Source organism: Panacibacter microcysteis (assembly GCF_015831355.1).
GTDB classification, from domain to species: domain Bacteria; phylum Bacteroidota; class Bacteroidia; order Chitinophagales; family Chitinophagaceae; genus Panacibacter; species Panacibacter microcysteis.
Genome location: NZ_JADWYR010000007.1, coordinates 1 through 8,435, shown reverse-complemented (window position 1 = coordinate 8,435; position 8,435 = coordinate 1). Strand labels below are relative to the sequence as shown.

Sequence of the window (8,435 nt, the reverse complement as noted above, 5' to 3'; positions counted from 1 at the left end):
GTCGCCATACTTGCCAATAGATGTTCCTTTAGCATATTGAGCTTCGTGAATTGAAATTTCCTTTGTCGGCTTAACATTGTCAAGTCCAATTTTTTGTGGAATGTCTGCTGTATTGATGTTGGCCGCATTGTTAATGATGATTAGATAAATTTTCCAACTCATAGTTATAATTGTAAGGTCTGTTTAAAGTGACGCACAACGTTCGAGGCTTTGTGCAGTTGGGGAATTGACCAACTGTCCGCCCGGAACCGAAGCTAAATTTATAACTAAAAGCCGAAGTTTAGAACTACTGCCCAACAGAATTCCGTCCGCCGAATATAAAGCCTGGATATGCACTGCCGATGATTGCTGCAACGTCATGCCCCAATTGCACAAAACCTTTTGTTGGCTGCCGTTATCATCAGTAAGTTCTTGTCAAAATACAATTAGTCAAATGCTCTATAAAATTTTTGAATGACGGGAAAACATGTTCCTCTAATAATGGTTGTTGATTCTGCATTCCTGCATTTAAGTCAAAATATGTTATTGGAGTATCTATTTCATTTTCAGGTTGTCTAAGGTCAAGACAAACATAGAAGTTGTCCTGATAAAATGCAATAGGAATTAATTTCTGTTCCAACATTTTCTTGGATAGTCCTTGTTCAAAAAGTAAGTCATTTAATTCGGCAAACGGGTTTTCGTACCATGCGGTTGCAAGTGTCATTGTTGGTAATTGAAAGTATCTTTCATAACCATATGCTGTCATAAAAAATCTTTTGAATTCAATTGGAATTTTGAGTTTTATTTTCTTTTCGATGTTGTCAAAGTCCGACAACTTAATTTTTGTTTTTTGCAGGACTAAATCATAATAATTATCTGCCGTGACTTTTAAAGAGCCCTCATAGAATTTCAATAAAGAGTCTTTACAATCATCGTAATAAGCCTTGAAAAAGTTGTCGTAAGTGTCCATAGTTACAAGGCTTGTTCTAATGGCAGCCAACGTTGAGGGCTTGCTGCTGTGCTGGTATTTTATAACGTCCAGCCCGGAACTGCAGCCCAATAGAATTACTGATGTTGAAGATAAGAACTAAAGCTGAATAGAATTCCGTCTGACCGAACCGCTGCTGATAGCGAACAAACAGACGAGGATTTATTCGTCAGCCAGCATAGCAGCAAACCCCATGTTGTAGGCAGTACTTCAAGTCGTAATGAAATTATCTTGCGGTTCTATTTTTGATTTTTTGATTCTCAATATAAGTCCGACGATAATAGCAGTAACAGAATAAGCAATTATTATGTCTTGGCTCATACTTCCTTTAATCATTGTCTGAGTTATGTAAATGCCTAAAACGGCAACCGAAATTAAAATGACTTTTGATATTGCAAAGTTTATGTCTTGCTTCGATAAAAAATAGAAACAGGTCAGATAAACTAAAAATGTCGGTAAGGAAAAAGCAATACTAAAAAGTACAGTAATGGGATAAACTTCCAAAAGTCCAACAACTTGATGAGGGTTTGTCCCCCAAACGTATTGTATGGCTTGAGATGTAAACGGTGCTAACAAAAGTGTCAAAACCCAATGTCCAATTACATATGCTCTCTTCATTTTAATTTGGTGTTCGGAAGTAGTCAAAATATTGTGTCCGGCTACAAGGTTTGAGATGTCGCACCGTATTGCCTACAACGGACACGGCTTTGTGCAGTTGGGGAATTAACCATCTGTCTGCCCGGAACTGAAGCTAAATTTATAACTAAAAGCCGAAGTTTAGAACTACTGCCCGGCAGAATTCCGTCCGCCGAATATGAAGCTTGGATATGCACTGCCGATGATTGCTTCAAAGTCATGCCCCAATTGCACAAAACCTGATGTTGGTGGCTGGGCATTTGAAACGTACTGCCAGTATTTCTACCAATTCGGTTTATAACTTCTTAAACTGTCAACTTTAATTTTTCTCCAGATTGAAAATCTGTAGTTGCCTTCTGCTTTTTCAACCCGGGAGAAAGAACTGGAATATGTCTCTGTCCTCTGCTCGTAAAATATAATGTCGCCGTTTGGTTGAATTCTTCCAAAGTATTTTCCTGTCTGTCCTCCATTTAGGTCCTGAAACATATCAACCTTTATTTGTGTCCCACTAATTATGAAATAGCCTGGTACACCAACATTAGGATTATTTATTTTGTCAATAGTTGGAAAGGCATTGCAATCAACAAATAAAACCTGTCCTGTATTAAAAAATCTTGCAAACTCCTTTGAGTAGGTTTGCCATTGGGGATTAGTCCATTTGTCATAAGTTGAGTCCTTGAAATAGATTGCATTGGTGTCAATAAGGCTTTTGTCAAGTTTAGTATAACGAGGTTTATTGTACTTAAAAACTTTTGGATTTTGAACACGCATTCCTTTGTCACTTGTAATATGATACTTTACACAAGAAGCCAAAAGAATTGCAAGTGAAATAAAAATAGTTTTCATTGTCAAGTTTAGGATGTCTGCGGTTGCCTTGCCACCAACGAGCAGGGCTTTATGCAGGTTGGGAATTAGAATTCCGTCCGCCGACAACCGCTGCCGATTGAAATATATAATTGAATTTAAGAACTAAAGTTGAAAGTTGTTTGTCCCGCCCGAACCACAGCCTGGATTTGCAATTAGCTGATGTTACAAGTTCAAGCCCAGCTTGCATAAAACCCAATGTTGCCTGCTGGCTTTCGTCACCTGTGTGATGAAAGCCAAATGCTATCGTTTGCTTTGGTCGTATAATTCCATAATAGTTCGTCATCAATTGTCCCTTCGTAAAATATTTGTCCTCTAATGTCTGTCCATTTGTGGTTATAATAAGTCAGCACCTGTTTTATTCCTTCATAATGTTTTTTGTCAAGTGGATTTCTGTCCTTAGAAAATTTACCTTCTTTCTCATAGGTCGGATAATACTCAAAATATTTATCTGTCAAACCTGCCTGCTTAAACCAAATGCTTTTGAAATATTCTTTATCGCCCACGGAATATGCCCAATCACTTCTTTGTTTAATTAAATCGCTACTTGTTCTGTAAGAAAGTAAGCTGTCATCTTTGAAGTGAATTGTCAAAGAATATTCTGGCAAATATTTATAAGGTCCTTTGGGGTTTGAATTATTCCAATTGTCAATAAAGTCTGCAACTTGGTCATTTGTCAAGCGTAAAGAAACTGTGTCGAACTGCTTGTGAATTTCAACATAGTCAACGTTGTCTTTGTCCACCTTTTGTTTGTCGTTGAAGGAACCAACACAAGATGTCAAGAAGAGTGATATGATTATTAGGGATTGTCTCATAAGCTTGCAGGCAACGTTCGAGGCTTTGTGCAGTTGGGGAATTGACCAACTGTCTGCCCGGAACTGAAGCTAAATTTATAACTAAATGCCGAAGTTAAGAACTACTGCTCGGTAGAATTCCGTCCGCCGAATATAAAGCCTGGATATGCACTGCCGATGATTGTTTCAACTTCGAGCCCCAATTGCACAAAACCTTTTGTTAGGCGTTCGGCTTGTACTCTGTCTGTTCTAAAACGTAAATGAACTACCATGCGAAATGTTGCTTATTTATTATTTGCAAGTCGTCGTCAGATAAAGGTGTTTCCAAAAGTTTTGGATTAATTTTTTCCATTAACTTTTTTAATTTCTTTTCTTCTGTTGTGTGCATCTGGGTTACGTCAACATGAGAAACTGATGGGTTGCTCAATACGGGAATTAAACTTTCGGCTGGAATTCTGTGTCTGTCAACAGCCATCCAAACACTTAACACTTTTAACTTAGGGATATACTCTAGCGCCGAAAAATCAAATTGTGCCTTAATATCATTTCCGTTTCGGCATTGTGCAAATATTGTATGCAGATTTTTTAGTCCTCGTAGTTCGGAAAAATTGTTCAGTCCAAGCATATTAATGTATAAATATTCAAGGTTTGGAAAAGTCAACACAAAGCCTATGCTTGAAAGGTATTTTTTCTTTTGTTTTAAATTATGCAACCGCAGACTGATAATATTTCCATTTCCTTTTAAGTCCGACCATTTGTCGCTTTCGCAGGCTAAAAAACTTAATTGTTGTAGTGATGGAAAGAGATTTAAAAAAGCAAAACTGTCAATTTTTGAACCTGAAATAATAAGTCGCTGTACTTGTATAAGGTCAACGGGTGTTGTCAGTATTTCTTCTAATGATTTAGCGAAATCAAAAAAGTTTGAAAAGTCAAGTAGTTGAAGGATGTTATCTGAAATGATAGCTTGAGCTGTTTGTTTCATGAAGGCTATTTTCATTTCCGTCGATTAGAACGGTGGTTGATTTAAGCTGACGCCTAACGGCCACGGCTTGGCGATGTGGCGGCATTTGAAAAACGTCAAGCCCGGAACCGCTGCTGAATAAAGTTACAAAAGTTCATTGTTAATGCTGCTGCCTGGCTTTATTCGTCGGCTGGGACTGAAGCCGATTAGCGAACAAAAAGTTGAGAATATATTCGTCGACCCGCCATATTGCCAAACCGCCTGTTGTAGGCTTGTGCTGCTCTGTCCACCATTAGAACTTAATATTACACTTTGGTAATGCCTTTTTTATTCTTGTCTGTTCTGCTTTGTCAAGATGATTACCTACAAGTCCTAATTCTTTCAAATTTATTAAGTCGCCAATGTTGTCTGGCAACTTTGTCAAACCGCAACCATACAAATACAAGTATTGCAGATTGTGAAGTTTTGTCAACCTATTAATTTCTGTCAAAACCGAATTATCTGTCAAATCAATTAATGTCAAGTTAGTGAGTTCGGTCAACTCGTTTGGAATTGTTGTAATGGCGTTAAGTGTCAGCCGAAGAGTTGTGAGATTTTTCAAATTCTTGATGTCGCTTGGAATTTCCTTTATCATCCAACAATTTGTCCTGTCGCCGTAATCACAGTCCATGCCGTTTATAGATAGGTGTCGAAGTTCAGTCATTTGAAAAACGCTATCTGGTATTTTGTCGCTCTTTAATTGCTGTGTCGAAGCAGTGTAAGTTGTGTCGCTATAAACATTGTCAGCAGAGTAAAGTTTTGCTGTCATTGTCGAACAAGCAACAATAACAAAAAGTGTCGCAAAGAAAATGTTTGATATGAGTTTGAGGTTTGTCATAGCATAGCCTACAACGTTTCAGGTATTTCTGCAGTAGCGGAAGTCCGTGTTACGTCAGCTTAAATTTATTGATAAAGTTGAATAAAGTTCATTTGTTGAACACTTTTTCGTCAGCCGCTATTGCAGGAATACCATGTTAGCGGTAGTACTCCGTTTTTCAACGCTCTTTCAACTCAGTCATGTTGTAAATTACTTTACTGCTGTCAATCGGCACATTACAACGAAGAAGTCTTGCGTCGCTAATCAGATGCATTGGCTTTGTAAACTGCATTTTGTCATTGCCTTTAATGTCTGCTTTGATAAAAAGCGTGTCTTTCCGCTTGAACAGAGTAAAGTCGTATGAATGCTGATTGTTGCTGCTGAAAATAAAGTGTCTAAACTGGAAGTAATACTTGTCATCATAGGTGATTAAGAAATCGTTTTCACCATAATCAGTTTTTAGAAGACCGATTTGCATTCCGTTATAAACGGTTCGGTCGCTATTGTTGGCCGAGAAAAGTTCCTGGTCGTTTGTACGATTTATACTATGAAAGCCCCTTTTTATTTCGACTTTGCTTTGTGAAAGGTCGTTTCCAGTGGTGACGCTTATTGTACTCAGGTCAACCAGCTTGAAATGCTTATTGAAAAAATAAAACCCAACCAATCCAACTGTCAGAATAATGATAATGACTGATGCGATTATAAACTTTCTCTTCACGTCTGACTAAAATTTAGAAATGGTTGCTTTTGTATTACCGCTAACGTTCGAGGCTTTATGCAGGTTGGGAATTGTTATTCGTCCGCCCACAACCGCTGCTGATTGAAAATATAAAGTTGAATTTAAGAACTAAAGTTGAGATTTATTCGTCCAGCCCGAACCACAGCCTGGATTTGCAATTGGCTGATATTTGCTGGTCATGCCCAACTTGCATAAAACCCAATGTAAGCAGCAGTTTAGTTGTCAGTAGAATGAGTCGTCTTTAATATTTAGTCCACTCCACTTATTTAATTCTTTCGCAAAGTTTTTCAAATCACCCCTTGCGTTACGTCTGTTGATAAAATGATACTTGCCGTTTCTGCGTCCTTCTAATACCCAGTTAGAGCCGTCAGTACTGTTATCGTCGTCTGGGTCAGCAACAGGACTGCTCCAAAAATCAAGTTCTGTTATATAATTTTCAATTGCACTCCACTGCCCACTTGTCAAAACATTTATTGTGTCAAAATCTATAAGAGCAAAACGGTCAGCTTTTTGAATTGTGTCAAGAATCCATTTCCCATTTTCATCTTTACCCTTGCCTTCAATTTCTGGATAAAACGCTGGTTGTCTGTCAAGAGTTTTAGCATTAAGAAAATAGTTTCCGTTAAACTCCTTGATTGAAAAGCAAACTGGTTTATGAAAAGAACGCAACCACAAGAGCCGATAAATAGTTATTGAATCGGACTTCGTGTAAAGTATCGGCTCTTTGAATGAATATAATGAAGATGAATACCATTTCTGTTCAAAGTCCCTGTAATTTGGATTTCTTCTTTCAACTGTGTCATTTAAAATAGAAGGAAAATAGTAAGAGAGCGAATCATTTTTTGATGCTTTTTCAAAAACATTTTTTGTGTCTACTGAATCATTTGTCTTGCAACTAACTAATGTCAAGATAGATAGAGGAAGAAATAGGCTTAAAGACCGCAAGATTTTGTCCATTGTAGGGTGTCGTTAAATTGCTGCTTACGTTCAAGGCTTGGCGAAGAACTGGTATTAGCATTCCCGTCGGCCCGAACTGCAGTTAAATTTATGGGTTAAAGTTCATTGTTATTGATGTCGCCAAATTTATAATGTCCAGCCGATACTGAAGCTTAATGGCCAAGCAAAAGTCGATGCAGCGTAATGTCAGCCAGTTTTTTGCCAAGCTTCATGTTGCCTGTAGCCTTATGTCGAAGTAGGCTTTGCTTTTATCGTTCTGATGAAATAAATGATAAACGAGGTTTGTCCAACAATAAAAAGTGCCCACGCTATGGGAATTAGTTTCATCCGAAATTGAATAGCTTTCATTAATTCATTTTGGTCTGTCAAATGAACGTCCAAAAGAATGGATGGAAATTTCAAATAAATTATTGTCGGAATAGTCAATGCGAAGTGAATTGCAAAGAAAGTCCAGTTTGTTTTGTCTGTCCGCTTAGATAATAGCCAATAATCAATTGTCACCAAAAGCAAGACAATCAAAACAATAAGTCCCCAAACATAATAAGGCGGGAAAATTGTCATGTGCCAACCTGGAACTACAGAAGTCGCAAAGTCAAACGAAAATGGAATTGTCAGCAACAACAGAATGAGGAAAGCAAGAAATGGTATATGAGGTCTTGTCATAAACTGTCTGTCTTGTCAATGCTGATTTTTGTTTGAAGCTGTCACCAAAGGTTACAGGCAACGTTCGAGGCTTTGTGCAGTTGGGGAATTAACCAACTGTCCGCCCGGAACTGAAGCTAAATTTATAACTAAAAGCCGAAGTTTAGAACTACTGCCCGGCAGAATTACGTCCGCCGAATATGAAGCCTGGATATGCACTGCCGATGATTGTTTCAACGTCGAGCCCCAATTGCACAAAACCTTTTGTTGTGCGTTCGTTTTTTTACGCTTCGGTATCAAACCGCCTTTTAAAAAGTTCAAATTGCTCTTTAATTATAGCGTCAATGTTCTCTCGGTTTGCTCCTTCCCAATAATGTTGATAGTCGGCGTAAAGTAAATCGTCTTTAGCCCAATACAAAAGAGCCAAATCTTGATACTCGCTATCCATGTCAAGTTCGTAGTAAATGTCTCTGAACTCCCTTAAAACTTTATCATACTTTTCTGGTTTGTCAATATTTGAAGTAAGCAAAAAGTAAACATAGTTCTTTAAAGTTTTTGTTTTGTCCGAATAATCTAAGTTTAAATCTTTGAAAACTTTGTTTGTCAATTCTTTTAATTCAAATTGATTATAAGGTCTTGTAGTTCCCGCAAGTTCATAAAGATTGATAGATTCGTAACCTGCTTCCATCATTTCAATAGCCCAATCGATCCAACTTTCAGTAATGTCGGAATTGAATGCTTTTTCTTTTAGGATTTTATATGTCGATAAAACAGGTTCTCTCATTTTATTCAATAGTTACACAGCTTCCATTTTCTAACGGTCTGTCCTGGTAAACTTATTTTGAGTAGGATGTCGCTTTAAAATGACGCACAACGTTCGAGGCTTGCCGCAGGGTTGGTATTTTATAACTGTCTGCCCGGCAACTGAAGCCGATTAAAAAACTGAAGTTGAAGTTAACAACTAAAAGCCAAATAGAATTCAGTCAAGCCCGATATTAGATGATAGTAGTACAACTGCC

General features: G+C 37.7%; 10 protein-coding genes. All 10 read right to left on the bottom strand.

What is annotated here, in order from left to right; translation table 11 throughout:
- Positions 1-400 precede the first annotated feature (400 nt).
- Positions 401-949 (bottom strand): SMI1/KNR4 family protein, encoded by a 549-nt coding sequence (locus tag I5907_RS21490; protein WP_196992923.1) that lies wholly within the window; start codon positions 947-949, stop codon positions 401-403.
- A gap of 228 nt (positions 950-1,177) precedes the next feature.
- Positions 1,178-1,585, bottom strand: coding sequence for a hypothetical protein (locus tag I5907_RS21485; protein WP_196992922.1), 408 nt, complete (start codon positions 1,583-1,585; stop codon positions 1,178-1,180).
- 300 nt (positions 1,586-1,885) lie between these two features.
- Positions 1,886-2,449, bottom strand: a complete 564-nt coding sequence (locus I5907_RS21480) for a hypothetical protein (protein ID WP_196992921.1) — start codon at positions 2,447-2,449, stop codon at positions 1,886-1,888.
- Between the two features lie 236 nt (positions 2,450-2,685).
- Positions 2,686-3,210, bottom strand: a complete 525-nt coding sequence (locus I5907_RS21475) for a hypothetical protein (protein ID WP_196992920.1) — start codon at positions 3,208-3,210, stop codon at positions 2,686-2,688.
- Between the two features lie 316 nt (positions 3,211-3,526).
- Positions 3,527-4,243 carry a hypothetical protein gene (locus I5907_RS21470; protein ID WP_196992919.1) on the bottom strand — a complete coding sequence of 239 codons (717 nt, stop codon included), beginning with the start codon at positions 4,241-4,243 and terminating at the stop codon, positions 3,527-3,529.
- 271 nt (positions 4,244-4,514) lie between these two features.
- The gene (locus I5907_RS21465; protein ID WP_196992918.1) at positions 4,515-5,099 is read right to left on the bottom strand and encodes a leucine-rich repeat domain-containing protein; all 585 of its coding nucleotides are present in this window, start codon (positions 5,097-5,099) and stop codon (positions 4,515-4,517) included.
- 157 nt (positions 5,100-5,256) lie between these two features.
- Positions 5,257-5,796, bottom strand: a complete 540-nt coding sequence (locus tag I5907_RS21460; protein WP_196992917.1) for a hypothetical protein — start codon at positions 5,794-5,796, stop codon at positions 5,257-5,259.
- Positions 5,797-6,039: 243 nt separating this feature from the next.
- Complete coding sequence (locus tag I5907_RS21455) at positions 6,040-6,774, bottom strand: hypothetical protein (protein ID WP_196992916.1); 735 nt, start codon at positions 6,772-6,774, stop codon at positions 6,040-6,042.
- A 225-nt stretch (positions 6,775-6,999) separates the two neighbouring features.
- Positions 7,000-7,437: a hypothetical protein gene (locus tag I5907_RS21450; RefSeq protein ID WP_196992915.1), complete on the bottom strand. Its 438-nt coding sequence runs from the start codon at positions 7,435-7,437 to the stop codon at positions 7,000-7,002.
- A gap of 262 nt (positions 7,438-7,699) precedes the next feature.
- The gene (locus I5907_RS21445; RefSeq protein WP_196992914.1) at positions 7,700-8,200 is read right to left on the bottom strand and encodes a hypothetical protein; all 501 of its coding nucleotides are present in this window, start codon (positions 8,198-8,200) and stop codon (positions 7,700-7,702) included.
- Positions 8,201-8,435 lie beyond the last annotated feature (235 nt).